Here is a 25,813-nt window from a genome sequence, read left to right on the forward strand (position 1 = left end):
AACCGGTCGAGAATCTCCCGCCACTCCTCGCTCGACCGCCTCACCTTCCCGTTCGCTTGCACCCGCATGCCGCCTCCTCCCGGATTGTCATGCGGTGGGTCTACATCTCGCCGGCGAGCCCGGGAAGAACGGCGATATCCGGCCGCTTACCGCTGGGTGAATCCTCGAGGACCGTGTGTACTCGTTCGACGTTTTCGTAGGCGACGTAGTTCGCAAGAAGCCGCCTGAGGTGGCCCTCGCCGAAAACGATCACGTGATCGAGGAGCTCGCGCCGACAGGTTCCCACCCACCGTTCGGCGAACCCGTTCTGCCAGGGACTGCGGTACGCCGTTCGTACGGGCTCGATCCCAAGGTTCCGAACCGTGGCGGTGACCTCTGCCGAGAAGATCGAGTCGCGGTCGTAGACGAGAAAGGGAAGGGCGGTGTCCGAGGGAAATGCCTCCCGCAACTGCTGGATCGTCCAGCGGGCCGTCGGACTCGTCGTAACGTTGAAATGGATCAGCCGTCGCCGATCATGGTCGAGGACGAACCAGACGTACAAGAGCTGGAAGCGAACGGTCGGGACGACGAAGAAGTCCATCGCCGCGATGGCATCCTTGTGATTCCGTAGGAAAGTCAGCCAGTTCTGTCCTCGCGCCGGATCTAGTGGTCGCCTCGGGAGGTAGCGTGAGACGGTCGCCAGGCTGACTTCGATACCGAGCTTCGCGAGTTCGGCGTGGATCTTTCGGGCACCCCACGGATTCTCCAGCGCCATGCGCCGGACGAGCAGTCGCACTTCCTTGGGGATGCGCGGCCGGCCGGGTCGCCTCCCGGAGCGGAACCGCCAGTAGAGGCGAAACCCCTTCCGGTGCCAGCGCACGACCGTTTCGGGCTGGACGACGACCAGGACCTCCCTCCAGCGAGGCAGAGCTGGCGCAGCAGGACCCAGAAGGCACGGTCCAAGGACGTGAGCCTGGGTCGTCGTCCTGGCTGGGCGAGGACTGCGAGCTGCTCGCGAAGGGCAAGCTCGACGAGGGCCTGCTCACTCTGGTTGCGGAAGCAGGCCCGCAGCGAGTGGAGCAGGGCGATCGCGAAAGAGAGCAGGGCAACCACGACAAGCGGGGAGCCTGCACGATCCCGCGCACACTCACCAGGCTACCGGGGCTGGTTGGGCGTGCGATACGCTTTCCCGGTTCTGACTCAGCAACGGGGAGCGGCCGATCCGATAGTGAGAACGCACAGCCGAGAACGGAGTAGACTCCCGCCGTCATGATCTGCTCGCGCTGCGCCATCGAGGCCCCGCCTGCCGCCGCCTTCTGCGCGAGCTGCGGTGTGGGGCTGCGCGCCACATCTACGGTGCGCGGCCTCTCCTCGCCGGTGGGTGCGCACGCCCTCGCGAAGCCGCGCATCCGGGAGCTCGCCAGTCCGTGACGGCGTGCGCCCGCGCCGAACTCCAAGCCGACTCCACTGTCGGCTGGGCGCGCAGCCTCGAGTGGCGCGTCGTCCAGCGGCTGCCGCTTCCGGCCTGGGCCGTGGGCCTGCTGCTCACGGGGCTGATGCTGGGCCTCTACGCGCTGGTCGAGCTGGTGGCGGGTCCGCTCGACGCGGACGACGTGATCATGATCGGTCCCTTCACGGACTCCCAGCTCGGCTTCGCCCTCTCGGCCGCGGTGGCGGGCTACGCCCTGGCCGCGGGCGCGGCGATCGCGGCGGGCAACACGGCCGACCTGGACGCCCTGCGCCTGGCCGGCGCGCTCGAGGGCCTGGACGAGCCCACCCTGCGCGGGGGGCGGGTGGCCGGCGTCGCGGGTCTCGCGTCAGGCCTGCTCTTCACCGCCTCGATCGATCCGCCTGCCCGCGACCTTCTGCTGCTGCGAGCCTGGAACCCGGACGGTCTGCTCTCGGTCCTGGCCATCGCCATCGCCTTCTGGCTGGCGACCCGCGCCGCCTGGTTCACCCTGTCCCAGCTCAGCGCCGTGGCGCGGGCCGCCGGCGCGTTTCCCGCCCCCGACCCGCTCGAGAGCGAGCGCTTCGAGCCGCTCGGCCGCATGGCCCTGCGCGCGGCCCTGCTGTGGGCGGGCGCGGCGGCGCTCGCCTCCCTTTCCATCGCGATCACCGAGGGCAGCTTCGCCGAGCTGACGGCGAGCGCGTTCCTGATCGCCGTGGCCGCCGGCGCCTTCCTGATCCCCATGCGCGGCGTGCACCGCAACCTGCGCACGGCCAAGCGCGCCGAGATCGCGCGCGTGCGCCAAGAGATCCGCCGCGACCGCGAGGCTGTAGCCGCCCTCGGTCCCGGGGCGGCCGAAGCCGCGCAGCGCCTGCCCGGCCTTCTGGCCTTCGAGGCCCGTCTCGACCGGGCGCGCGAGTGGCCGTTCGACGCAGCGACCCTTCGGCGCTTCGGGATCGTGCTGTTGCTGCCGCTCCTGTCGTGGCTCGGCGGTGCGCTGGTCGAGCGCGTCGTCGACGCGGTCCTCGACTGAGGTGAAGCGCCAGGCTTGGGATACACGCGGGATACAAGTTTCAGGGATCCTGATCCTTGCGTTTCCGCGCACTTACAGCCGAAGGTTGGGCTTTCGAGTCCCGTCCGCCCCGCCATAACTTATTGAATTTGCTAAGCAATTTTCATTTTGGTTGTGATTGGTTCCTCGGGTTGGCTGCGCTTGGTTGCGGCGACGATTGGTTTGGTCGGTCCTTTGCACCCACTGGTCTTTGTCAGGGCGCCAGATTCGCGGAGCTCGCCCGGATTCGAGTTGGTATCCCTCAAAACGGATCTTCATCCGCACCGCGCGGCGCTTCGTAGTCATATTCGATGGTGTGCTCGTTCGCGGCGCTTTCGATTTCTCTCTGGACTCGTCGCCTGTATCCCATCGCCGTGTAGCCCTTGAGGCGTTTCGTGAACATCCGCGCCAGCATCGGCACCTGAGTGTCCACATAGTCGAAGATCCGGACTTCGCTCTTGCCGCGATAGCTTCGATGCAGCCGCCCCGCGTACTGGACGAGAGTGCCCTTCCAAGAGACCGGCATCGTCAGGAACAGCGTGTCGAGTCGGGCGTCGTCGAACCCTTCACCAACGAAACGTCCCGTCGCCAGGATCAGCCGCTCTTGATCGTCGGGAATCTCGGCCAGCTGTTCTGCCGTGGCTCTTCGCTGCCTCGATCCCATTCCACCGCGGAGCACGATCACGTTCCGTGCCATGCGGCTCAGCCGTTCGGTCAAGTGGTCGAGGTGATCTCTGCGTTCAGTCAAGACCAGTGGCGATCGCCCGGCTTCGAGAGCCCGCAGGATGTCGTCCAGTATCAGCTCGTTCCGCTCGTCGTTCGCTGCAAGCTGACCGTAGACAGCCTGAATCGTTGGAGCCGAATCGCCACCCGGCATCTGGAATGCTGTCTCCCGCACGATGAGCGAGTGTTGGAACGCGTTTCGTGCGGCGCTGCTTCGTGGATCGATCGAGTCGCGGATCGGACCGAGCTGGAACGACAAGATCGGATCATGGCCGTCCCGCCGTTTCGGTGTTGCTGTGAGCCCGACCACGTACCTCGCCCGGACCTCGCTCATCACACGTTCGAATGAGACTGCCGGGACGTGGTGGCACTCGTCGACGACCACGTGACCGTAGTCATCCACCTCGTCTGCCACGTCGCCCTTCTTGACAAGGCTCTGGATCATGGCCACATCGAGCTTTCCGGTGACCTTGCGCTTTCCTCCGCCGATCTGTCCGATCTCCTTCGCAGGGAGCTCGAGGAAGAGAGCGAGCTGTGCGCGCCACTGCTCGAGGAGCTGTGTCCGGTGTACGAGAATCAGCGTACTTCGAGCGCGCGCCGCGACGAGTTGGATGCCAAGTACGGTCTTTCCGCTGCCCGGGGGCGCCACGAAGACCCCTGTATCCGCAGCGAGGAGTGCTTTCGAAGCGCGGGCCTGTTCCGGGCTGAGTTCGCCATGGAACCCGACCTCGAGATCGTTGCCAAGTGTCCTCTCATCCTGAACGACCAGTCCAACCCCGTGCGCGCTCATCAGGTCTTCGACCGAGCCCAGGCATCCGCGCGGAAGCGCTACGTGCTCTGTAAGATCCTCCGCGCAGCTGACTATTCGGGGTGTGAGTGCGGTGGAGAGGCGCATCGCCTGCTTCTTGTAGAACTCAGGGTTCTGGAACGCGGCAAGACGCTTGATCTCGTTGAGAAGGGGGGACGAGAGACCTGTCTTCTCGACGAACAGCCGCCCCGCGAGGATCGCCCGTACTCGATTTGGCGGGGCTCCCTGGCTGGGAAGTGCAGTGGAGGCACATGGAGCGCGCATTGGCAGGGCCGAACCGGCTCTGTTCTCGAAATCTCCGACCATCGGGACGCCGAGGACCCTGCCGAGATTCGAGGCCTCGCCAGCAAGTTTCTCGACGACGGCTGGCTCGATGCGAGGAATCGAAGCGAGGTAGATCCACTGGTCCGGGAGGGGCGCCCAGTTCCCATCGACGAATGCGGTGTTCCCTTGCTGGCGCGCAGCATGCTGGAGCGGCAAGGCGATCAGGTTGCCAAACCCGCCGCGGGGCATCGTGTCCTGATTCGGGAAGAGCCGATCGTAAGATGTCATTGGCAGCTCGTGCCGCTCCGCCATCGTTTCGGTCAGCAGGTACGAGCCCATGCGCCGGGCATCGATGGCCGGAACCGGCTGGGAGAAGAAGAACCAAACATGCGCACCGTTCCCGGAGCGTGAGCGCTCGACAGCCGCGCGAAGCCCGAAGCGTTCGCAGGTCTGGCAGAATGCCCGAACGTCCGCTTGCCAGTCAGCCTTGTCGAAGTCGACAGCGAGGAACCAGCAGGTCTCGTCTTCGAGAAGAGGATAGACACCAGCGATGTGTCGACCTTGGAGATGGTCGAGGATCACCTGGTGCGTGACCGCCCGGAATGCCTGGTGGGGACAATCCCCACACTTGACGCGGGGCTTCTCGCAGACGCCGGGAGCCCACTCGTTCGAACAGGCCAGTGAGTATCCGCTGGTCTGCTTCCGGGCATTGTGCCAGTGGGTTGGAAAGACATCGGTTCGGCCGCGGAAGAGTGTCTGGAACAGATCGACCTTCTCCGCGGCCGACATCGGCGTGAGTGCAGTCTGTTGCTGAGCCGCTGAAGAACGTTCGGGGGCGACGGCGGCCAACTGGCTTCTGAGGGCCGAGAGGCGCTTCTCCGCGTTCTGGCGGCTCGCCTCCGCGCGGGCGAGCTGAGCCTCTTCTCGGGCAATCCGCTCGAGCAGCGTGGTCCGGTTCGATTCCGCGTCGCCCATCGGCGTGATTCTACCGGCTCGAGCGCTTCTTCCGCCGAGGCCCTTCAGCAGTCGTGGGTGCTGGAAGGCTGGATCCTGGATGGTCTACTCGTTGGCCGCGGTCAGCGCCTCGTCTTCGCTGTCGAATTGGGTGATTCGCACGTTGGTGTCCGGGAAGCGCGCGATGAGTTCGAGTTCGCCACCGAGCGCGTGAACGTAGCTCGCGAGCTTACTGAGCAACACGTCGTGGCGGTTCTCGACTTGGGAGATTGCCCCTTGTGTGACCTTCATCAGATCGGCCAGCTGCGTCTGCGTCAGCCCGCTGACCCGCTGTCGAAGCTCTTGTAGGGTCATCTCCTGCAGCGCATCGCGCACGCGGCGGTTGACGCGCTCACGAGCCTCGGGGCTCATCCGGTCTCGTAGCTCCTTGAACGGTCGTGCCATGGTCGTCTCTCTCTGGTCTCGGATCGATTTTCTAGGTAGCGCCATCGCGCTTCAACTGGTCGAGATGCTCGTCGTAGAGGCGGTCTGCGATCGGGACCATCCGGTCGTAGAAACGGCCGTCTCCGGTCTTGTCGCCAGCGACCAGCAGAATCGCAGCCCGGTGTGGATCGAAGGCGTAGAACACGCGAACCGGTCGGCCCTGGTGTTGGATCCGAAGCTCGCGCATGTGCGTGTGCCTCGATTGGGCGACTCCCGAGCTGTACGGGTGCCCAAGCGTAGTGCCCCTTGCCTCGAGGAGACCGACTCCTTGCGCGACGCTTTCTTGCTCGGCTTCCGTGAGACCATTCCACCAGACGCCGAACTCATCGGTGTACTCGACCTCCGTCAACGGTTCAGACATCCCCCAGGATCACAGAGTAGTAGCTGAAGCTAATTATCAGTCAAGGCTAATATCGGCTTGAGTGAGCAGACCCTTGAGGACCACTCCAGACCTGGGATACACGCGGGATACAACTTTCAGGGCTCCGGATCCCTGCGTTTCCGGGCACTTACGGCCGGAGGTTGGGCTTTCGAGTCCCGTCCGCCTCGCCACAGGTGCCTGATTTCGTTGGGCTTTTCGGGTGCCTTTTCGGCCTTTGAGCACACCTTGAGCACGCTTTCGGGTCTGGCGGCGGTCGCTACGCCGGGCGTGATGTGCTCCGAAGGCCTCCACGAGCGCCGAGTCTGCGAGCTTCGGGTAGCGCTCCGTTGAACGGACGTCCCGGTGTCGCAGCATCCGGCGCACCAGCTCGAGCGGCATTCCTGAGGAGTGCCAGCGGCTCGCGCTCGAGTGCTTGGTGCCCTCGTACATGCGCACCTTGACGCCGACCGCTTCAGCGGCCCGGTTCCACTCCAGGCGCAGGGCATTCGCGATCCAGCGGCGCTCGCGGTAGTAGCTCTCCTTGTAGCGGGGATCCGTGCTGAGCAACCTCCGCAGAAGATCTTCAGGGCGGCCGTATCCTTGCCTAGCCTCCGAGGTGCCCACCGTTCCGGCGAAAATTCAAGCGGCGATTCTCGCGCACGATCTCAAGTGGCTGGAATCGCTCCGATCTAGGCGTGTCGACCACCTTCGGCCCGGCCAGAGGAATCCTGGCTGTTGCTTCCACTCGTCCGTCGAGACGTTGACTGGGCCGGGGACTGACGTGTTCGCCTCGATCAACAGCCGGTCGTTGTCCTTCTGAGGGGTGTGGGACGTTGTGACCCATTGCGCTGGAGGTTCTGGATTCAACGTCGTGATTGGGAGTTGATCCCGATCAACTCGAACCCCGATTAGAGTGGCCACGGTGTTCCTGGGCGTGATATGAGAGAGGAACTGTTGGAGGGAATCAGTCCTTGCAGTGCTCGCGCTGGTAGGACTGGAGACTTGGAAACATCGCTGGCCGGTTCGCGCAGGGTGGATGTGACGACTGCGCGCTGGAGGGATGCAAATGGCCGCCTCAGTTTCGTACCCTGGCGTCTACGTCAAGGAAGTCCCCAGTGGTGTGCGCACCATCAGCGGTGTCAGCACCTCGGTGGGCCTGTTCATAGGCTTCACCAAGACCGGCCCCGTCGACAAGCCGACCCGCTGCTTCTCGTATACGGACTACGAGCGAGTCTACGGTGCCGACACCTCCGCGGGCGACATGACGCGGCACGTGAAGCTCGCCTTTCTCAACGGGTTGACCGATTGCTACGTCCTGCGCGTGGCCGACGGCGCCACCGAGGCGGCGGTCACGCTGGAGGCCGAGGACGACACCGACGTGCTGCGGCTGACGGCCCGGCACCCCGGCTCGGACGGCGACAAGATCCGCGCGACCCTGACCTACAACGGCAACGACCCCGAGGGGACGTTCAACATCACGTTGTTCCGCTGGGCCGACCGGGGCAACGGGACCATTGTCGCCCAGGACACGGAGTCGTGGACCGGGCTGTCCATGGACCCGTCGAGCGGCAACTACGTCCAGACCTTCCTTAACTCCAACTCCAAGCTGGTGACGGCAGCCGTGCAGGGAACGCCGCTGACCCCGGATCCAAGTTCGTCGACGGGCGCGCTCGCTCTCGACGACTCGACCGACGCCAACTTCATCGCGGCCTGGGACGCTGCGGTGACGTCGGCTCGGAACCAGATCCGCATCAGCGTCGACGGCAGCCCGTACATCGGGGTCACCCTGCCGGCCGCGAACACCGACGCGACGACTACCGCTGGCGATATCGACTCCGCCATCACGGCAGCCTTCGCGGCGCAGACGCTGACCCTGCCCGGGTCCTTCTCTACCTCGTTCGAGACCTTCGGCACGGAGGTGCTGCTGCGTTTCACGTCCAGCCTCGCGACCGGCGGCAGCGTCCGCGTGCGCACGTCGACGACGGACGACGCGGCCGCCCACCTCCAGATCGGCGCCGAGCAGGGGGGCCTGGAGATCGGCGCGTATGCGGCGTTCCGACCCGCTCCGACCGGCGTGACGCTGAGCCCGCTGACGCTCTCCGACATGGCGGCTCTGGCGGGCGCCGGGAGCACGAACGTGTCGCTCAACAAGTACGACTCGTTGGGCATCGCGACCGTCGTGGGGCCGGTAGCCATCGCGCTCCCAGGCACGACGTTGGCCGACAAGCTCGGGGAGCTCCGCGACGGGATCAACGCCATCGCCTCCAACTCGGCGCTGGTCGCCGCCGGCGAGTCGTTCCCCTGGCAGGCGGAGCTGTCGGGGTGGCGCCTGGTCGTGGTGCCCACCGACGGGCCCGTTGCGGCGGGCTCCGACGACAACCGCACCAGCGGCTGGGTCATCACCACGCCAGGAGCCGGGTCGGTTGACAACGTCCGCTACTACAGTCTGGGCACCAGCGGCGGGGGCACGTTCCAGACCCTGGGCTCGGCCGGCGCCAACGGCTCCGCCGGAGGGCTGGACACCAGTAGCTACGACGATGCGTACAACATCGTTCGAAAGGAGGTGGACCTTTTCAACCTTCTGGTGCTGCCGCGGGCGAAGGACAAACCGGAGTTAGTCGACTCCCTGTGGGCCAACGCGAGTGTCTTCGCAGAGCAGAGCCGGGCGCTGCTGCTGATGGAGCCGCCCGTCGACTGGAGCGGCGCCCAGGTCCCGTCCAACCAGATCAACGGCCTGCGGGTCGGCGTCTCGAAGCAGTACGCGGCGTTGTACTACCCGCGCCTGGAGATCCGCGAGGGCAGCCTCACCGTGTCCATCAGCCCGGTCGGCGCCGTCGCGGGTATCATGGCCCGCACCGACAGCACGGTCGGCGTCTGGAAGGCTCCGGCAGGCACAGCCGCCGACCTGCGTGGCATCGTCGGGGTCGGGCAGCGGCTCAGCGACGCCCAGAACGGCGTGCTGAACCCCAAGGGTATCAACGTCATCCGCGACCTGCCCGACGGCGTGATTGTCTGGGGCGCCCGGACCATGGATGGCTACGACGAGGCCGGCAGCGAGTACAAGTACGTACCAGTGCGACGGCTCGCCAACTTCATGGAGGAGAGTCTGTACCGCGGGCTGCGCTGGGTCGTCTTCGAGCCCAACGACGAGCCGCTGTGGGCGCAGATCCGTCTGAACGTCGGCGCCTTCATGCACGACCTCTTCCGCAGGGGGGCGTTCCAGGGCACCAAGCCGGCGGACGCCTACTTCGTGAAGTGCGACAGCGAGACGACGACCACGACGGACCAGAACCTGGGCATTGTCAACGTGTGGGTCGGCTTCGCGCCGTTGAAGCCCGCCGAGTTCGTCGTGCTGTCGCTGCAGCAGATGGCTGGTCAGTCCGAGGTCTGATCGTCCCGATCTCGTCGGCTGTATCGAACGTCAGGTAGGGGAGGACCACCGCGCCATGGCACAGTTCACCGTCAACACCCAACGATTCGATCCTTACAAGAATTTCAAGTTCCGGCTGAGGTGGGATGGCCGCTACGTGGCTGGCGTCAGCAAGATGAGCCCGCTGAAGCGCTCGACCGAGCCGGTCACCCACCGGGAGGGCGGGGACCCCAGCACGGTCCGGGTCATGCCGAGCCATTGGAAGTTCGAGCCCATCACGCTCGAGCGTGGCGTCACGCACGACACCGAGTTCGAGGGCTGGGCGAACCTCGTCTACAGCACGGATGGCGACGCGGCGATCTCGCTGAAGAACTTCCGCAAGGACGTCGTCGTCGAGCTGCTCAATGAGGCTGGCCAGGTGGCGCTCGCGTGGAAAGTGTTCCGCTGCTGGGTGTCGGAGTACTCGTCGCTGCCGGAGATGGACGCCAACGGCAACGCGGTAGCCATCGAGATGCTGACGCTGCAGAACGAGGGCTGGGTCCGCGACGACGCAGTGACCGAACCCACGGAGGCCTGACGTGTCCGACGTCCTGCCGACCCCCTCCTCGGTCGTTCGGCTCGGTGACGGTCACGTTCGGCTCATGGCGCTCCGGGGTGTGGACGAGCAGGCCGTCGTCGGGACCGACGCGCACCAGGCGTGCGACCTGCTGGACCGGCTGCTCGCCGACGCGCCGGGCACCTGCGCCGGGCCGGGCGACGCCGCTCGCCTGACAGTCGCCGAGCGGGACCGCCTGCTCGCGTCCGTGTACCGGGACAGCTTCGGGGATCACGTCGCGGCCACCGCCACGTGCGCTGGCTGCGCCGAGCAGTTCGACCTGGGCTTCGCGCTGACGGCGTTGGTGGACAAGGTGCAGTTCGCGCCGCTGAAGCGCGAGGTTCGGCTGGAGGACGGGACGCAGCTGAGGGTGCCGACCGGTGAGGACGAGCAGGCCGTCGCGTCGCTCCCCCTTGCGTCGGCCGCGCAGGTGCTGCTGCGTCGCTGCATCGTCGAGCCCGGCGAAGGGCGCGGCGACGTCGACCTGGCAGCCGCGGCACGGGCGCTGGAGGAGGCTGCGCCGGTGCTGGACCTGGAGGCCGACGCGCGGTGCCCCGAGTGCGGCGGCGACAACTCCGTCCACGTGAGCGTCCAGGACCTGCTCCTAGGCGCGTTGTTCCGCGAGCGCTCGGGCCTGCTGGGCGAGGTCCACATGCTGGCGCGCGCCTATGGCTGGGGCCTGGCCGACATCCTGGGGCTCCCGCGAGTCGATCGGCGGGCGTTCGTTGCGCTTCTCGAGCGCGAGGGCCTCGGAGGGGCGGCGTGAACTACCTCGAGCGCATCGCCCACCGAGCAATGGGACAGGCGGCTCCCAAGGCCACGGCGCAGCCCCGCGCCAGGACCACGCCCGACGGTCCGGACTCGGTGGCGTTGCCCCCGGACGATCTCGCGGCGCGCGGCGACATCGCGGCGCCCGTGAGGCTGCCGGCGGAGCGTCCACCGGCCAGCGAGCTCGTCTCATCCAAGGCCGCACAGCCGGCGCCCGAGCGGGTGATGGCGCCGGACGTCCGACCGGGCGCGAGAGAGCGGAACCCACCGCCAGATTCAACGCGTCTCGCGGATGGGCCGCATGAGCAGGTGGGTGGCGAGGAGCGCGTCGTGCACGTCGTGCACGGCGTGGTGCAGGAGACGGTGCGCGAGGCAGCTGCAGCGTCGCGCCCCGACGCGGATCGCGCCGTGGTCCCCTCCGCTGAGCGCGCTCGTGCGCAGGGCCCACAGCCCGCCGAGCGGAGCGCCGAGGCGCCGCCGGAACCTGCCGCCGCCGCCACCCCGGTCCAGAGCCTGGACGACCTGCTGCGCCAGGTCCCGGGTCAGGTCGTGGCGCAGCCGGTCGCCGCACCTGCGCCTCGGGCCCGCCCGTCCGTCACCATCCGCCGGTTGGTCGTAGAGGTCACGCGGCCCACTCCGCCTGCGCCCCCGGTACCCCGCCGCCCCCGCCGCCGTGGCGCGCGGCTCGACACCAAGGCCGGCTCGTCGTCGAGGCTCCCCTTCGGCCTCGGGCAGAGCTGATGTCCCTCGCCGACCTGTGCAAGGTCACGCAGACGTTGACCTGGCTGCTGGAGAACGCCTGCCCGAAGACCGCCGGCTGGCCGTCCGGCGGGGGCCTCACGCTGTCCGTGTCGCCCATGCCCCCCGACGTGGTCCTGGCGGGAGGCGCGGCGCAGTTGGGCATGTACCTCTACCACGTCGCCGAGGACGCCCACTCGAAGAACGAAGCCGGCGACGGGTTGGGCGGCGGGAGCCAGCGCGAGAAGTCGCTGGGGCTGAACCTGTACTACCAGCTCACCGCTCAGGTGGGCGACACCATCGACGGGTGCCTGCTCGCGCAGACGCTGATGGGCTGCGCCATGCGGGTGCTCCACGACTACGCCATCATCACCGACGACGAGGTGGTGGACACCTCGCCCGTGCTCGAGCAGTTCGGGCTGCACGGCCGGCAGAACCGCTTCCGCATCGCGCTCCGGCCCGTGCCGTCCGACGACGCGGTCGATTACTGGACCGCCGGCGAGGCCCCGCTCCGGATGGCCGCCTACTACCAGGTCTCGGTGGTGATGATCGAGCCGGAGCCGGCTGTGACGGCGTCCTCGCCGGTCCTCGAGTACAGCTCAGGCATCTTCGCGACGGGCGCGCCGACCCTGACCGGCAGCCGGTCGACCGCGTCGATCGTCGTAGGCGGCGAGGCGGCTCCGCGCATCGTCACCCTGAGGCCGACGCAGGTCACCCTGAGGGAGAGCTTTCCAGCCATCGCCCCCGGTTTCGAGCACGGCGACGCGGCGTTCGAGCTCGAGGGCAGCGCGCTCAACGGCGAGGGCACCGCGCTGCGGTTGCGCGGAGACCACGGCGCATTCGACGTCGACGCGGCCGAGTGGGGACTGGTCGCCAGCGCCGACCGGGTCTTCGCCACCGTGGCGCAGTGGATGGGGTCCGCGCCCACCATGCCGGGGACGTGGTCGGCATCGGTGCAGGTCCGCAACACCGTGAGGGTCGGCTCGTCGGTGCGTACGGTGGTCAACTCGTCCAACGAGACGCCCATCCTCATTGCGCCGCGCCTCGATCCCGTCGCCGCGGCCGGGCCGATGCTGGGCGACGTCTCCAAGGCGGCGGCGTTCACGCTCAGCGGCTGGCGCTTCCGGGGCACGACGGACTACCCGATCCCCACCGATCCCGCGGACCCGCGCTCGGTGCGGCTGCGCGTCGGGGCCGTCGAGCTGGATAACCTGGTCACGGGGACCGTCGCCGCGGGCCAGTTCCGCGTGGTCGACGAGACCACACTCGAGGTCTTCCTTCCCGCCGACTTGCCCGAGCTGAGCCTCCAGCCTGTTAGCGTGTCGGTCAACGGCGCGTCTTCGACGCCCACCTGGCTGCGGGCGGTTGCCTGATGCACGCCGTGGCCCAAGAGAGCACGGAGCGGCCGGAGCACCTGGGCGTGCTATGCGATCTGGTGCGACTCCGCGCGCGGCTGCGGCTGGCGTGGATGTCGCATCTGGCCGATGGGGACCGCGTCAAGGCGCTGCTGGACGACGCGGACTCGCCCGAGGCCGAGGCAGCGTGGCAGGCGGAGACCCCCGAGGTCGCGTCCTTGCGCAGCGAGCTCGGCTCAGCCCGCGACGCCTGGGACGCGCTGACCGACACCCCCGTCGACCGCCTGGTGCAGGTGCTGCACCTCAGCCTGGCCGAGGCGGATCTCGTTGCGCTGGTGCTGGCGGCGTCGGTCGATCCCCAGGTTGGCGAGCTGTGCGCGCTGCTCGGCGGCGCCGGCGCGGCGCCGACCTTCGCCACCGCGGCCCGCCTGTTCGGCCACGACCGGACCCTCGTGCTGTCGAAGGCGAGCCCCGTGCTCGCGTGGCAGCTGATCGCGCTTGAGGCTCCGCGCGTGGGAGCGCCGGCGCTCGTGAGCATGTGCGCGAGCTTGGTGCAGTGGTTGTCGGGCGAGCCCGTGCTCGACGACGCGCTGCTGGCCCACGCACGCCAGGTGAGGCCGCTGGACCCCCTCCCGCGGTGGCCCGTGACGGACACGGCGCGTCGGCTTGAGCAGGTGCTGGGCACTGGTGCTCCCGGGGCCGTGCTGCGGGTCGACGGTCCGGTCGGCAGCGGGCGCCGTACGTTCGCAGCGTGCGTGCTCGGAAAGCTGGGGCTGGGGCTCATCGCCGTGGACACGGGCGGGGTGCCCGCCGAGCAGCGCGCCACGGTCGAGCTGCGGGCCCAGCGCCAGGCCTGGCTGGACCACGCCGGGCCGGCCTGGGTGACGCCGCCTTCGTGGAGCCCGTTCCCGCCCTGCTTTCCGGTGCAGGTCGTGCTGAACGGGCCCGGCGACCGGCACCAGGGCCCGGTGGACTGGCCCCACATCGACGTGGCGCTGCCGCTGCCGACCGTGGACGAGCGCGCCGCCCTGTGGCGCGCCATTGTGCCGGCGTCGACGGCGTGGCCGTCGAATGAGCTACGTGCGCTGTCTCGGCGCCACCGCGTCACCGTGGGCGAGGTGCGCCGGGCCGCGTGGCTGGCTCCCGACGGCGCGACGGCTGCGTCCATCGAGGTCAAGGCCGCCATGCGCGATAAGCTGGGGGACTTGGCGCGTCGGCTGCCGTGCACGTTCACGTGGGACGACCTGGTCGTCAGCGAGCCGGTCGACGTGCTGCTCCGCGAGTTGGCCTACGAGGCCGAGGTCCGCGGGAGCCTCTGGGAGGACGCCGAGATCGAGCGCCTCTTCCCTCAGGGCAAGGGGCTCATCGCGCTGGTCACCGGCCCGCCCGGCACCGGCAAGACCATGTCAGCGCAGGTGCTCGCGGGGCAGCTTGGCGTGGACCTCTTCCGCATCGACCTGTCGGCGCTGGTGTCCAAGTACGTCGGCGAGACCTCCAAGAACATCGAGAAGGTGCTGGCAGCCGCCGAGCGGCTGGACGCACTCTTGTTCTTCGACGAGGCGGACGCTCTGTTCGGCAAGCGTACCGAGATCAAGGACGCGCACGACCGCTACGCCAACACCGACACGAACTACCTGCTGCAGGCCATCGAGACGTGGCCCGGCTTCGCAATCCTGGCGAGCAACCGTCGGGGCAACCTGGACGCGGCCTTCGTGCGGCGCCTGCGGCACGTCATCGAGTTCACGCCGCCAGACGCAGCGCTGCGGCTGACCCTCTGGCAGCGGCTCGTGGGGAGCATGGCAGGTCCGGAGGCCGCGGCGACGCTCACGGAGGGCTTCACGCGCCTTGCCAACGCATTCGACCTGTCGGGTGCGCAGATCAAGTCGGCGGTCCTGACCGCCCTGCTGGAGGCGCGGCGCGATGCGGCGCCGGTGTCCTTCCCCCACCTGCTGTCCGGCGTGGAGCGCGAGCTCTGGAAGGTCGGGCGGGGCGTGTCCCGGGCCGACCGGGCGAGGCTGGAGCTCCATGCCTCTCGCTGATCTCCACGTGAACGAACTGGTTCTGCGCGTGCCCGGCTTGACGCGCGCCGAGGGCGTGCGTTTGGGGACGCTCGTGGAGGAGCGGCTGGCCGCGCGGGCCGCCATCGGGCGCTTCCCGTCGCATGCGGGCCGCCTGGAGGTCGACGTGAACCTGCCGACCGCGCAGCCGCTGGACCAGCTGGCGGAGCAGATCGTGTTGCGGCTGAGCGTCCAGCTCGGCCTGGAGGCCTGACGGTGGCGAGCGCCTTCCCGCGGAGCCCGAAGCTAACCAAGGGCGCGCTGATCCAGCTGACCGAGGGGCTCATCGGTCCGGTGCCGAATGTGGTGGCCTTCCAGTACAACCCGGAGTCGGTGACCCGGAAGCTCGAGCCGTGGGCGCCGCCGGAGTCCAGCGAGGAGCCCGAGGGCGAGGCCCAGTCCGATCCCCAGATCCAGCCCTACGACCCGCAGGAGACGCTGGATCTGACCCTGCTGTTCGACGCAACCGACGACTGGGAGGAGCCCGACGAGCACCCTATCGCGGCGGTAAGCGGCGTGGCCCACCGGCTGGCGGCGCTGGAGCGCATGCTCTACCCGGTCGAGGAGGACGGCGGTCTGCTTGGCGACGTGGTCTCGCTGATCAGCGGCGACGCGTCGGGCGCCGTGCCTCGGTCCATCGTGCCGGTGGTGCTGCTGTCGTTCAGCCCCGGCCTGGTCATGCCGATCCGCATCACCGGCTACTCCGTCGAGGAGCAGGCATGGTCGCCCACACTGTATCCGATTCGCGCGTCGGTCAGCCTGGGCGTGAAAGTGCTTACCGACCGCGCCTTCCCCGAGGAAGGGGAGGGCGCCCAGACCGGCATTGCGGCCGAGATCGCCCGCAGCGCCTACCGCTACACCCGGGTCCAGCGGGATCTCCTGGCCGCCGCCCACATGGGGAGCGGCCTGGGGAACGTCCTGTCACTGCTGCCCTTCTGACCTGCCGGAGCATCTGCCATGTTCGACAACAAGAGCCGCTTCGCCAACGCCGAGACCTACTCGGTGACCGACCGCCGGGGGCGCACGGTCACCGTCGTCGAGCCGGCGCCGCCGCCCGACCAGACGCTGGCCGGTTACCACCAGCGCAAGGCCGACACCCGCCTGGACGTGCTCGCTGGGCGCTACCTGGACGAGCCGACCGGCTTCTGGCGGATCGCGGAGCAGGCCGACGCGGTGGTGCCCGAGGCGCTGATGCTGGAAGCCGAGATCCCCATCCCGGTGAAGGGCTAGCCGATGCCGCAGGGGGTCGCCATCCTCGTGGACTCGGGTCAGACCGCCGACGCCGAGATCACCGGCGCGACGGTCGTCGAGGTTACCGAGCGGCTCGGCGAGCCGACCCTCTTCAGCCTGCAGTATGCGGTTACCCCGGCCGGCGGGGACCTGACCTGGCTGTCCGACGGGCGCCTATCGCCGGGCACGACGTTGTCCATGCGCGCGCCGTCGCCCGAGGGCGAGGTCTGCCTGGTCAAGGGACCTGTCACCGGGCAGCGCATCCACCTCCTCCACGGTGGGGCGGGTTCGACACTGGAGGTGCTGGGCGCCGACACGTCGATGACCATGGACCGCGAGACGAAGACGGTGGCCCACCTGGAGGTGACCGACAGCGACGTGGCCTCGCTGGTGCTGACCGAGTACGGGCTGGTCCCCGACGTGACGTCGACGGACGCCCGCTACAGCGAGACGGGGCGGCCCCTGGTCCAGCGCGAGACCGACCTGCGGCTGCTCCAGCGCCTAGCGCGTCGCAACGGCTTCGTCTTCTGGGTCGACTGCGACGCGACCAGCGGGATCGAGACGGGGCACTTCAAGCGCCTCGACCTGGGATCCTCGGCGGCGCAGGAGCTGGCGATCAACCTGGATCCGGCGAACCTGGAGGCGCTGGACCTGCGCTGGGACGCGGAGCGGCCGACATCGACGACAGCCAAGGCCCTGGACGCCGGCACGCTAGAGGCCGCCGACGGCAGCGCGGCTTCCACTCCGCTGACGCTCCTGGGCGACCAGGGGCTTCAGCAGATCACCGGCGACACGCGGACCATGCTTCTTTCCGCGCCAACGGCCGACGCAGCGGACCTGCGGGCCCGGGCGGAGGGCGCGCTCATCGAGGCGGATCTGTTCGTTCAGGGGACCGGGTCCACGACGGTGTCAGCCCTGGGCGGCGTGCTGCGGGCGCACACGCTAGTCGAGCTGGCGGGCGCCGGGCGGCGACACAGCGGACGGTATCTGGTCACGCGCGTGCGCCACACCATCGACTCGACAGGGCACGTGATGCGCTTCGAACTCGCCCGCAACGCTTGGGGGGCTGGATGATTCTGCGCGACCTGGTCGACGAGATGCTGACGTGGGTGCAGTCGCGCCACTTCGGCAAATACCGGGGCATCGTGGTCGACAACGACGACCCGGCGAAGCTGGGGCGGCTGAATGTCCAGGTGCCGGCGGTGCTTGGCGACATCGAGGTGTGGGCGATGCCGTGCGTGCCCTACGCGGGCGACGGCGTGGGCATGTACTTCATCCCGGAAGCGGGCACGGGCGTCTGGGTGGAGTTCGAGGCGGGCGATCCGGGCTACCCGATCTGGGCGGGCTGCTTCTGGGGCGACGGGCAGGTTCCGGGCGACTCGGTGCCTGGGGTGAAGGTCCTCAAGACCGCCGCCGCCGAGCTGCGGATCGACGACGACGGATCGGAGATGAAGCTGGAGCAGACCGACGGCGCCGTGGTAACGCTGACCACCGACTTGGTGGCCGAGGGCGGACAGGCGACGCTGAAGCTCGAGGGGAGCCAGGCCTCGCTGGAGGCTAGCCCTGCGAAGGTGGAGCTGAGCGGCGGCGCCGTTAGCCTGAACAATGGCGCCCTGGAGGCTCGGTGATGTCGGGCTTCATGATCGACTCCGGCGCCACGCTGATCTGCCCCCACGGAGGCAGCGTCAACATCGTCGCCAGCAACGCGAACGTGACCGCGGGCGCCCCGGTGGCCGTGCAGACGGACGCGATGATCATCTCGGGCTGCACGTTTGCGCCCGGCGGTGCGGCGAGCCCGTGCGTCCAGGTCCAGTGGGTCGTAGCTGACACCCGCGTGACCGTGGGCGGCGTTCCGACGCTGTCGCAGGGCAGCACGGGGCTGTGCCTCGCCACCACTGGCGCCCCGCAGGGCACGGTCATCGTCGCCTCCACCCAGACCCGCGCGCAGTCGGTGTAGCCATGCCCGACCCCATCCACTCGTTCCGATTCCCGCCCGGCATCGACCGCGGACGCGGCATGTTCGCGGAGGAGCCGAGCCACGCCGAGCACGTCGAGCAGATGATGCTCCAGGTGCTGTTCACGGCGCCCGGCGAGCGGGTCAACCGACCGGACTTCGGGTGCGGCCTGGCGCAGACGGTGTTCGCGCCCAACTCCGAGGCAGCCGTCGGGCTGCTGAACGTCTCGATCCAGTCCGCGCTGGACAAGTGGATGGGCACGGTCATCCGCGTCGACGACGTGGTCACGCGTGCCAACGACGCCACCCTCGAGGTGCGGGTCAGCTACTTGCTGCGGGCGCGGCAGGAGCGGCGCATCCTCAACCTGGAGGTGACGCCCTGATGGCCGAGGACCGCCTCCCGCTGCTGCAGGCCAACGGGTCCCTCGTCGGCATCGACTTCATCCGAGTGGAGCCGTCGACCCAGCAGACCCTGTGGGTGTTCTTCCTGGGGGCAGACACGGCGGTCACGTCGGCGTTCACGGCGTCGAAGTTCACGGCGGAAACCGACGTTACCATCGAGAGCACGTCGCCCGACAGCAGCGTGCCGACGGTCGAGGTCACCGGGCTGTCATGGGAGCCGCTCGCGACCTTCGGCCGGCCCGCGCTGCGCGTCGAGACGGTGTCGCCGGGGGACTTCTCGATCTACACGCTGTCCCTGCCCGACAATCCGGCGCTGGTCGACCCTTATTTCGGCTCGGTGGAGTTCACGTTCAAGGCGGGCTGCGAGAGCCGCCTGGACTGCAAGGAGCCCGAGGCAATCTGCGCCGAGGACGAGCCGGTCGACGTTCCGATCGACTACTCGGCGCGCGACTGGCGGAGCTACCGGCAGGCGCTGCTAGAGCTGGTCAGCCTGCGGCACCCCCATTGGAAGGACCGGCTGGAGGCTGACCTGGGCATGACGATGCTCGAGTCGATGGCCGCCCTGGCCGACGAGATGACCTACACCCAGGATCGCCACGCCCGCGAAGCGCACCTGGAGACGGCGTCCCAGCGGCGCTCGGTGCGCCGGCACGCGCGCTTCGTCGACTTCGAGATGCACGACGGGTTGGCTGCGTCGGGGTGGCTGCTCGTCGAGGTCACCGGCGGCGCCGGGACCGTGAGCATCCCCGCCGGCGCGACGGCACAGGCGACGCGCGACGACGGCAAGCCCATCGTCTTCGAGGTCGGCACCAGTATCGAGGACATGATCACGCGTCGCGCGGCGTCCGACCCGTACATCGTCGACGCAGCACTGAACGGGCTGGCGCCCTACATCTGGGACGAGGACGACACCTGCCTGAAGGCCGGAAGCAAGAGCCTGGACCTGGAAGGGTGGGTCAAGGCGGACTTCGACGCGCTGCCAGCCTACCCGCGACGCCTCCTGCTGCGTGCGGTCCCGGCCGACGCGGCGCTGCCGGTTCGCGTGAACTGGGTGGTGCTCGACGATCCCGATCAGGTGGTTGAGGCGACGGACGCGTTGACCGGGACCAACTACACGCGCCTGAGCTGGTCCGACGCCTGGGTCACCGCGAGCGACATGGACCTGGACGTGCTGCTCGTGCACGGAAACGTGGTGCCCATCGTAGCCGGGAAGACGAGACCGGACTGGCGCGCGGCCCCGGAGCCCTTCACGATCCGGCCCGAGGCCGACGCGTGGAGCGGCGAGGTGCCGCACGCCGTCGAGCGCACCGGGCCGGGTGGCGGCGCGGTGTTCCTGCGCGGCCTGGGTGTCCCGGAGGAGGAACCTGGCTCGGACGAGATTCCGCTGAGCTGGGTGCCCGAGGACGACACGGCGATCGGAAAGGTGGCCGACACCGAGACCCTGGCCCTGAGTCAGAAGCCCGAGGTCTGGCTGCAGGAGGTCGACCCCACCGGCGGCAGCGGCGACACCTGGGACTGGCAGCGGAGCCTGTTGGGGTCGCCAAGCGCCGTTTCGTCAGACAAGGCCTTCACGCTGGACGACGGACTGTGGAAGGAGGTCGTGCGCTACTGGCGCGACGATCCCGATCCCATCCGCCACTACGACTACCGCACCGGTGACGGGTACTCCATTCGCTTCGGCGATGGTGAGTTCGGCATGTCCCCGGCGCGCGGCACAAAGTTCGCCCTGCGCTACCGGCTCGGTGGCGGGGCGCTTGGCAACGTGCCGGCGGGCCGCGAGTTCGAGCTCGTCGACCCCGCCACCAGCAACGCACTCCCGGGGGTCGAGGCGGCGACGAACCCCACCGCGCTGACCAACGGGCTGGAGGCCGAGGCGCTCGAAGACGTCCGGCGCCTGGCGCCCGAGGCGTGGCGGGCCGTGACCTACCGGGCGGTCACCGAGGAGGACTACGAGGAGGCGCTGGAGCGCCTCGACTCGGTGGATCGGGCCGGGGCCGAGGTGCGCTGGACCGGCAGCTGGCACACTGTCTTCGCGACGCCCGACCCGATCGGGCGCGTGACGCTGGACGAGGCGACGCGCGACGTCGTGAGCGCGCAGCTCGAGCGCTTCCGCCTGGCCGGGCACGAGGCCCACGTGCAGGACCCGGTCTTCGCGTGGCTGGACCTGAAGCTCACCATCTGCGTCGCGTCGAGCCGCTACCGCGGGCAGGTCGAGGCGGAGATCCGCGACGCGTTGGTGGGCGCCGACGGCGCTTCCGGGTTCTTCGCGCCGGACCGGTGGGCCTTCGGTGACACGTTGCATCGCTCGGCGCTCGAGGCGGCCATCCACGCCGTGCCCGGGGTGGAGGCGGTTCGCGCCGTCGAGGTCCGGCGCCGCGGCTTCCTCGACTGGCAGGCGCTGGACCCGCAGGGCCTTGAGGTCGAGAGCAACGCGGTCGTCGGCGTGAGCAACGACCCGCTGCACCCGGAGCGGGGCAGCCTGCAGCTCGTGATGGAGGGGGGCGCATGAGCTGCCTGTGTGACCAACGCCCGGCCTGGCCCAAGTCGGACATTGAGCCCGGCCTGGACACCATCGCGCGCCAACTGGTGGGCTTTCCGGAGCTGCGCGCGCTGCTCCTGTCGGCCATCACCGACGCCGAGCACGCCATCCCCTTCGCCCGCTGGACCGCGCGCGAGGGGACAGACCTGGGGCTGATGCTGCTCGAGATGTGGGCGTATCTCGGCGACATCCTGTCGTTCTACGACGAGGTCCACGCCCACGAGGCGTACCTGCGGACCGCACGGCGGCGCCACAGCCTCCGCAAGCTGGTGGAGCTGCTGGGCTACGTCCCGACGCCAGCGGTGGGCGCCACGGTCGAGCTGGCGCTGAAGGCCGACGGGCGTCGCGCGGTGACCCTGCCCCTGGGCACGGCGTTCCGGTCGGGAGCCGTGGACGGCGGGCCGCCGCAGGTCTTCGAGCTGAACGCCGAGACGATCATCCACCCGGCCCGCAACCGGTGGGACATCGCGGCGCCCCAGCCAACGAGCCTTGCCGACGCGGGCGTGCTGGACAGCGGTAGCGCCGTGTTCCTGCTGGCGCGGCGCACCGCCGGCGCCGTCGCCGAGGGGGACCTGGTCCTGGTCCAGGCCAACGGCAGCATGTACACGTCGATCGCGCGCCGCGTCGAGGCCGTCGAGGACGTCCAGGATGACAACGGGAAGCCTTACCGCCAGGTCTCGCTGGACGGCGACCTCGGCGGCATCAGCGAGGCGACGGCGCTGGCAGACATCCGCCTGTATCGGCCCACCCAGACGACGGGGCTGTGGACGCTGACGACGGTGACGGTCGTGCAAGCCGACCAGCTCACGCTCGAGGGCGTCGCGCGCTCGATCCGGCCCGAGGACCACATCCTGGTGACCTACGGCACCCAGATCGCCTGGTTCGAGGTCGACTACATCGAGGAGAAGCCGTTCGACGTGACGGTCAGCACCGACATCAACGTCGGGAAGGCCAAGTTGCCGACGACCGTGATCGACCTGGACGCCTACCTGAGCAACGCCAGTCGCAACACGGCCACCACGTCGTCGATCACCAACGCAAACAAGAAGTACATCGCCGTCCACCACGGCATGGCGCTGGTCGGCACGCCGACGGCGATGCCGAAGACCGAGCTCGGGCCGACGGACGCGCTGGCGCTGGACGGCCCGATGAGGGAGCCCTTCGAGGACTCCGGCGGCGCCCGCTTCTTCGTCACCGACCTGAACGAGCAGGCCGTCGCGTTCAACGGCAGCGTGGACTTCGAGACTGCGCTGCTTACGCCAGAGGCCGATGTGGAGACCCGCCCGACCATGACCCTGCCAGTGGAGGCGTGGGGGAACGTGGCGAAGGCGAGCCGCGGCGAGACGGTCTCCCGGGAGGTCCTGGGCAGCGGCGACGCGACCGTCGGCAACCAGAGCTTCACGCTGAAGAAGAAGCCGCTGACGTACCTGACCAGCGCCACCACCGCCTCAGGGCTGGCCAGCACGCTGCAGGTGTGGATCGACGGCGTGCGCTGGGAGCAGGTGACGAGCTTCTACGGCCAGTCCGCGACGGCCCGGGTTTACGTCGTGCGCTGCGACGAAGACGGCGCGGCCACCGTGACCTTCGGCGACGGCCTGCGCGGCGCACGCTTGACGACGGGCTCGGGCAACGTGGTGGCCAGCTTCCGGTTCGGTGCCGGCGCGGCCGCGCCCGAGGCGGGGTCCATCAAGCAGATCGCCAAGCCGATGGCCGGGCTCGCGGGGGTGAGCCAGCCCATCGCGGCGGCGGGCGGCGAGGAGGCCGAGGACGCCGACGGGATTCGGACCTGTGCGCCGCAGCAGGCGATGTTTCTCGGCCGCGCGGTGTCGCTCCTGGACTACCAAGCCGTCGTGTCGGCCTACCCGGGTGTCACTGCGGCGAAGGTCGCCTGGGCCTGGGCCACCCGCGGCCAGCGGACGGTGGTGAGGGTCTGGTACATCGGCGCCGACTCGCTGCAGGCCGACATCCTGGCGCGGCTCAAGGGGGTGTCGGACCCGAACACGCCCTTCGAGGTCGGCATCGCCGAGGCCGTTCCCATCGACCTGGCCTTGACCGTCGACATCGATCCCGACCACGTCGCCGAGGACGTGGAGGCAGCGGTGACGGCGGCGCTGGCCGACACGAGCACCGGGTTGCTGTGCCACGAGCGCATCGGCATCGGCACGCGGCTCCGGTTCAGTAGGATCCGGGCAATGGTGCAGGGCGTCTCCGGGGTGCTGTCGGTCCGCCTCCGCTGGAAGGAGCTGGGCTCGGAGGGCGTGGCCACGGGCCAGTCTGTGGCCCCGGGGCAGGGGCGCTACTTCGACCTGGAGGGCGGCGCGTTCTCCATCAACGGGATGGCTTATGGCATCGCGTGACCCCAGTCTGGCCGCGGACGGCTACGAGCAGTGGCTCACCGAGAAGCTGTGGGAGCTGGTGCCGTCGTGGACCCGCGCGCAGGACGAGTTGGCCGGGCCGCCCGGCACGCTGCGGCAGCTGGTGGAGATCATCGGCGAGAACGCCGCCGAGCTGCGGCGGAGCCACGACCGGCTGTGGGACGACGCATTCATCGAGCTGGCTGACCCGTGGGCGGTGCCCTATCTGGGCGACCTCGTGGGCACCCGCCTGGTGCAGGCGCTCCTTGCGCGAGCCCAGCGCATCGATGTCGCCAAGACGATCTACTATCGACGGCGCGCCGGCACCCTGCGCGTGCTCGAGGAGCTCATCGCCGACATCACTGGTTGGGAGGGGGTGGTCCGCGAACAGTTCCGGCGGCTGGGGCGCGCGCCTCACGGCCTGGACCCGGCGCCGACGGCTGGCGCGCTCACCGGGACGCCGGTCTTCGGCCTGGCGGGCTTGCGATCACCGGTCGGGGCCGAGCTGGCGGGCTCGCCCTTCGACGAGCTCCACCACACGCCCGACCTGCGGCGCCCGCAGGGCACCGACGGCCGCTACGGCATCAACCGCCTGGCCGTGCACCTTTACCGCTTGGGCTCGTGGGGCGTCGACGCTGCAGACCCGCGGCTGCTCACGGACGCGGACGGCGACTTCCACACGTTCGACCCTTCGGGGCGCGACACGGCGCTGTTCGCGCGGCGCTCGCGGGGCGAGGGCTATGACTACGACGACTGGCGCAGCGCTGCCGAGGCCGAACTGCCGCTCCCGATCCGGTGCCGGCTCCTGGGCCACGGCGTGTTCGAGATCACCTCGGCGGTCATCGCCAACATCGCGGCAGACGTCATCGCCGACCTGGGCGCCGTCCCGGCGGGCTGGGCCGCGGCGCTGCAGGGCGTGCGCGGACATCGGGTCGCCTCCGACCAGCGCCTGCGCGCGACCCTCGAGGCGACGGTGGGCGCGGGTTGGGCCGACCTGCTGGTCTACGTGCGTCGCCACGCACTCCTCGAGGACACCAGGCGCGCGATCCTGCTGCAGGACGACGAGCCATCGCTGGCCGTGACGCCCGACACCGCGACCCCGGGCGACGCCATCGCCCAAGAGCACGTGGGCGCGGGCCGCGTCGCAGGCAGCGCCACGGTGCCGACCGGGCGCCAGGTGCTGGTGGACACCGAGCGCGGGCGCTTCGTGCTGGACGGCTCCGTGACCGTCGACGCGCCGCTGGTGGACTACCGCTTCGGCTTCAGCGGCTGGGTCGGAGCCGGCCCCTGGGATCGGGAGCAGCTGCCCTGGGCCGACGATGACCGGACGCTCCCGGATCTGGGCAGCCCCGACATCGTCGACGGCGCCGCCATCGCGCTGGCCGCCGAGGACACGACGACGGTGGGTGACAGCCGGACCTACCCGTCGGTCACCGGCCCAGGCGCTCCGTTCAGCGAGCTGGCGTGGCGCGCCGGCGACCAGGTGCGCCCGTATCTGCAGCTGTCCGGGGATCTCACCTTCGACGGCCAGGCCGGCGCCGGGCCCGACGACCCGGACGCCTACCTTCTGCTCGACGGCCTGTGGCTGGGTGCCGTCGGGGCGCCGCGGGCCATCGTGCTGGACGGCGACTTCGAGCTGGTCGAGATTCGCGGCTGCACGCTGGATCCGGGCGGAAAGGACGCGGCCGGCAGCGACATCTTCCCGGTGCTCCTGCGCGTCGACGGCGCTGTCGAGCGGCTGGTGGTGCAGTCGTCGATCGTGTCGCGCATCGAGCTGTCCGGCACGGGCGCCGATTCGGTGAAGATCCTGGAGGTCTCCGACAGCATCCTGGACCCGCAGGTCACCGACCTGGCGGCGCCAGCCGTGACCGGCCCGGTCGCGCTGGCCGGGGCGGAGGTTCACCTGGCCCGGGTGACGGTGCTGGCCGACCTGAACGTGCACCGCCTGTGGGCGACCGACAGCCTGGTCGCCGGGACCGGTGACGTCTTCGACACCCAGAATGGCTGCTTCCGGTTCTCGGCGGCCAGCGAGGCCAGCCGCGACAAGCTGCCGCACCCCTACGAGTCGGCGTTCTTCGTCAACCCGGAGCCGCTGCTGGTGTCCCGCACCTTCGGCGACCCGGGCTACGCGCAGCTCTCGGACGCACCTGTGCGGGTCAGCGGCAGTGACGACGACCTGGACGCTCACGCGTCCATCGCGTCCGGCGCGGAGGACGACGGCGAGATGGGCGCTTTCCACGACCTGCACGGACCGCTGAAGGAGCGCGCGCTGCGCGCGAAGCTCGAGGAGTACATGCCCTTCGGGCTACTCCCGGTTCTGCTCCACGAGACCTGATGATTCGCACCGGGCCGCCCGCGTGCGGCCCGACACAACCACGAGG

Annotated in this window: 22 protein-coding genes; 17 read left to right on the forward strand and 5 right to left on the reverse strand. The window is 69.3% G+C overall.

From position 1 onward, the window contains the following. Nucleotides 1-100 precede the first annotated feature (100 nt). Entirely contained in the window at nt 101-859 is a 759-nt protein-coding gene (locus GY937_25460; protein ID MCP5060064.1) for a transposase family protein, read from the reverse strand. 547 nt (nt 860-1,406) lie between these two features. Between GY937_25460 and GY937_25465 the strand changes: the two genes are divergently transcribed. Beyond that, nucleotides 1,407-2,459, forward strand: coding sequence for a hypothetical protein (locus tag GY937_25465; protein ID MCP5060065.1), 1,053 nt, complete (start codon nt 1,407-1,409; stop codon nt 2,457-2,459). Nucleotides 2,460-2,739: 280 nt separating this feature from the next. On the opposite strand, the gene GY937_25470 is transcribed toward GY937_25465, so the two are convergent. From GY937_25470 to GY937_25485, 4 genes are all read right to left on the reverse strand, one after another. Further along, the gene (locus tag GY937_25470) at nt 2,740-5,247 is read right to left on the reverse strand and encodes a DEAD/DEAH box helicase family protein (protein ID MCP5060066.1); all 2,508 of its coding nucleotides are present in this window, start codon (nt 5,245-5,247) and stop codon (nt 2,740-2,742) included. A gap of 84 nt (nt 5,248-5,331) precedes the next feature. After that, on the reverse strand, nt 5,332-5,670 hold the full coding sequence (locus GY937_25475; GenBank protein ID MCP5060067.1) for a helix-turn-helix transcriptional regulator: 339 nt from the start codon (nt 5,668-5,670) through the stop codon (nt 5,332-5,334). Between the two features lie 31 nt (nt 5,671-5,701). Further along, nucleotides 5,702-6,070: an addiction module toxin RelE gene (locus GY937_25480; GenBank protein MCP5060068.1), complete on the reverse strand. Its 369-nt coding sequence runs from the start codon at nt 6,068-6,070 to the stop codon at nt 5,702-5,704. Nucleotides 6,071-6,106: 36 nt separating this feature from the next. After that, nucleotides 6,107-6,637: a site-specific integrase gene (locus tag GY937_25485; GenBank protein MCP5060069.1), complete on the reverse strand. Its 531-nt coding sequence runs from the start codon at nt 6,635-6,637 to the stop codon at nt 6,107-6,109. 1,537 nt (nt 6,638-8,174) lie between these two features. Between GY937_25485 and GY937_25490 the strand changes: the two genes are divergently transcribed. The 16 genes from GY937_25490 to GY937_25565 are packed head-to-tail and all read left to right on the forward strand — an operon-like array spanning nt 8,175 to nt 25,767. Further along, complete coding sequence (locus tag GY937_25490; protein ID MCP5060070.1) at nt 8,175-9,461, forward strand: phage tail sheath family protein; 1,287 nt, start codon at nt 8,175-8,177, stop codon at nt 9,459-9,461. A gap of 55 nt (nt 9,462-9,516) precedes the next feature. Continuing rightward, nucleotides 9,517-10,017, forward strand: a complete 501-nt coding sequence (locus GY937_25495) for a phage tail protein (GenBank protein MCP5060071.1) — start codon at nt 9,517-9,519, stop codon at nt 10,015-10,017. A 1-nt stretch (nt 10,018) separates the two neighbouring features. Beyond that, nucleotides 10,019-10,801 carry a hypothetical protein gene (locus GY937_25500; GenBank protein ID MCP5060072.1) on the forward strand — a complete coding sequence of 261 codons (783 nt, stop codon included), beginning with the start codon at nt 10,019-10,021 and terminating at the stop codon, nt 10,799-10,801. Then, nucleotides 10,798-11,544: a hypothetical protein gene (locus GY937_25505; GenBank protein ID MCP5060073.1), complete on the forward strand. Its 747-nt coding sequence runs from the start codon at nt 10,798-10,800 to the stop codon at nt 11,542-11,544. Before GY937_25500 ends, GY937_25505 begins: the two co-directional genes overlap by 4 nt. Continuing rightward, nucleotides 11,544-12,914, forward strand: a complete 1,371-nt coding sequence (locus GY937_25510) for a DUF4255 domain-containing protein (GenBank protein MCP5060074.1) — start codon at nt 11,544-11,546, stop codon at nt 12,912-12,914. Before GY937_25505 ends, GY937_25510 begins: the two co-directional genes overlap by 1 nt. Continuing rightward, nucleotides 12,914-14,935 carry an ATP-binding protein gene (locus tag GY937_25515; protein ID MCP5060075.1) on the forward strand — a complete coding sequence of 674 codons (2,022 nt, stop codon included), beginning with the start codon at nt 12,914-12,916 and terminating at the stop codon, nt 14,933-14,935. The genes GY937_25510 and GY937_25515 overlap by 1 nt, the downstream gene beginning before the upstream one ends. After that, a complete protein-coding gene (locus GY937_25520; protein MCP5060076.1) occupies nt 14,922-15,167 on the forward strand; it encodes a hypothetical protein in 246 nt (81 codons plus the stop codon). Before GY937_25515 ends, GY937_25520 begins: the two co-directional genes overlap by 14 nt. Before the next feature lie 2 nt (nt 15,168-15,169). Continuing rightward, on the forward strand, nt 15,170-15,892 hold the full coding sequence (locus GY937_25525; protein MCP5060077.1) for a hypothetical protein: 723 nt from the start codon (nt 15,170-15,172) through the stop codon (nt 15,890-15,892). Between the two features lie 18 nt (nt 15,893-15,910). Continuing rightward, the gene (locus tag GY937_25530; protein MCP5060078.1) at nt 15,911-16,183 is read left to right on the forward strand and encodes a hypothetical protein; all 273 of its coding nucleotides are present in this window, start codon (nt 15,911-15,913) and stop codon (nt 16,181-16,183) included. Nucleotides 16,184-16,186: 3 nt separating this feature from the next. Continuing rightward, a complete protein-coding gene (locus GY937_25535; protein ID MCP5060079.1) occupies nt 16,187-17,257 on the forward strand; it encodes a hypothetical protein in 1,071 nt (356 codons plus the stop codon). 23 nt (nt 17,258-17,280) lie between these two features. After that, nucleotides 17,281-17,811 (forward strand): baseplate assembly protein, encoded by a 531-nt coding sequence (locus GY937_25540; protein ID MCP5060080.1) that lies wholly within the window; start codon nt 17,281-17,283, stop codon nt 17,809-17,811. Nucleotides 17,812-17,822: 11 nt separating this feature from the next. Then, entirely contained in the window at nt 17,823-18,140 is a 318-nt protein-coding gene (locus GY937_25545; protein MCP5060081.1) for a hypothetical protein, read from the forward strand. A gap of 2 nt (nt 18,141-18,142) precedes the next feature. Next, nucleotides 18,143-18,520 carry a GPW/gp25 family protein gene (locus GY937_25550; GenBank protein ID MCP5060082.1) on the forward strand — a complete coding sequence of 126 codons (378 nt, stop codon included), beginning with the start codon at nt 18,143-18,145 and terminating at the stop codon, nt 18,518-18,520. Then, nucleotides 18,520-21,048 (forward strand): hypothetical protein, encoded by a 2,529-nt coding sequence (locus tag GY937_25555; protein ID MCP5060083.1) that lies wholly within the window; start codon nt 18,520-18,522, stop codon nt 21,046-21,048. Before GY937_25550 ends, GY937_25555 begins: the two co-directional genes overlap by 1 nt. Next, nucleotides 21,045-23,435, forward strand: a complete 2,391-nt coding sequence (locus GY937_25560) for a hypothetical protein (GenBank protein MCP5060084.1) — start codon at nt 21,045-21,047, stop codon at nt 23,433-23,435. The genes GY937_25555 and GY937_25560 overlap by 4 nt, the downstream gene beginning before the upstream one ends. Further along, the gene (locus GY937_25565) at nt 23,422-25,767 is read left to right on the forward strand and encodes a hypothetical protein (GenBank protein MCP5060085.1); all 2,346 of its coding nucleotides are present in this window, start codon (nt 23,422-23,424) and stop codon (nt 25,765-25,767) included. The genes GY937_25560 and GY937_25565 overlap by 14 nt, the downstream gene beginning before the upstream one ends. Nucleotides 25,768-25,813: the final 46 nt, after the last annotated feature.

This window comes from bacterium (assembly GCA_024228115.1).
Classification (GTDB): Bacteria; Myxococcota_A; UBA9160; order UBA9160; family UBA6930.

Bases quoted from the DNA above. Each gene is read 5' to 3' on its own strand.
- GY937_25520 (MCP5060076.1), top strand. From the start codon at position 14,922: ATGCCTCTCGCTGATCTCCACGTGAACGAACTGGTTCTGCGCGTGCCC.
- GY937_25550 (MCP5060082.1), top strand. From the start codon at position 18,143: ATGCCCGACCCCATCCACTCGTTCCGATTCCCGCCCGGCATCGACCGC.
- GY937_25495 (MCP5060071.1), top strand. From the start codon at position 9,517: ATGGCACAGTTCACCGTCAACACCCAACGATTCGATCCTTACAAGAAT.
- GY937_25545 (MCP5060081.1), top strand. From the start codon at position 17,823: ATGATCGACTCCGGCGCCACGCTGATCTGCCCCCACGGAGGCAGCGTC.
- GY937_25475 (MCP5060067.1), bottom strand. From the start codon at position 5,670: ATGGCACGACCGTTCAAGGAGCTACGAGACCGGATGAGCCCCGAGGCT.
- GY937_25515 (MCP5060075.1), top strand. From the start codon at position 12,914: ATGCACGCCGTGGCCCAAGAGAGCACGGAGCGGCCGGAGCACCTGGGC.
- GY937_25555 (MCP5060083.1), top strand. From the start codon at position 18,520: ATGGCCGAGGACCGCCTCCCGCTGCTGCAGGCCAACGGGTCCCTCGTC.
- GY937_25535 (MCP5060079.1), top strand. From the start codon at position 16,187: ATGCCGCAGGGGGTCGCCATCCTCGTGGACTCGGGTCAGACCGCCGAC.
- GY937_25510 (MCP5060074.1), top strand. From the start codon at position 11,544: ATGTCCCTCGCCGACCTGTGCAAGGTCACGCAGACGTTGACCTGGCTG.
- GY937_25565 (MCP5060085.1), top strand. From the start codon at position 23,422: ATGGCATCGCGTGACCCCAGTCTGGCCGCGGACGGCTACGAGCAGTGG.
- GY937_25470 (MCP5060066.1), bottom strand. From the start codon at position 5,247: ATGGGCGACGCGGAATCGAACCGGACCACGCTGCTCGAGCGGATTGCC.
- GY937_25480 (MCP5060068.1), bottom strand. From the start codon at position 6,070: ATGTCTGAACCGTTGACGGAGGTCGAGTACACCGATGAGTTCGGCGTC.
- GY937_25540 (MCP5060080.1), top strand. From the start codon at position 17,281: ATGCTGACGTGGGTGCAGTCGCGCCACTTCGGCAAATACCGGGGCATC.
- GY937_25560 (MCP5060084.1), top strand. From the start codon at position 21,045: ATGAGCTGCCTGTGTGACCAACGCCCGGCCTGGCCCAAGTCGGACATT.
- GY937_25530 (MCP5060078.1), top strand. From the start codon at position 15,911: ATGTTCGACAACAAGAGCCGCTTCGCCAACGCCGAGACCTACTCGGTG.
- GY937_25490 (MCP5060070.1), top strand. From the start codon at position 8,175: ATGGCGGCTCTGGCGGGCGCCGGGAGCACGAACGTGTCGCTCAACAAG.